Raw genomic sequence first — 349 nt, forward strand, 5'->3', positions numbered from 1 at the left:
GCACTGCCGAGCTTGCAACCGTGGCCGCTCAACGCGCGTTAGATTGTGCTGGCGTTGACGCCGAGCAGCTTGATCTCGTGCTGGTTGCCACTTGCACACCGAGTACCATGGTCGCCAACACAGCCTCGGAAGTACAACAACGCCTAGGTGCCAAAGGGGCCGCTACCTGTGACAGTAACGCCGCCTGCTCTGGTTTTTTATATGCGCTGCAAATGGCCACGGCTCAAATCCAGGCAGGCATGATTAAAACCGCTGTTGTAGTCGCCGCCGAGCGCATGCTGTGGTATGTCAATTGGGCCCTGCGTGACAGTGCGGTGTTATTTGGTGATGGCGCCGGTGCGGTGGTACT

General features: G+C 58.2%; 1 protein-coding gene. It reads left to right on the top strand.

Annotated elements, in window-relative coordinates; translation table 11 throughout:
* On the top strand, nt 1-349 hold a 349-nt coding region (locus CWB99_RS23885), incomplete at both ends, for a beta-ketoacyl synthase N-terminal-like domain-containing protein (protein WP_283236586.1).

The organism is Pseudoalteromonas rubra (genome assembly GCF_005887095.1).
Lineage (GTDB): Bacteria > Pseudomonadota > Gammaproteobacteria > Enterobacterales > Alteromonadaceae > Pseudoalteromonas > Pseudoalteromonas rubra_E.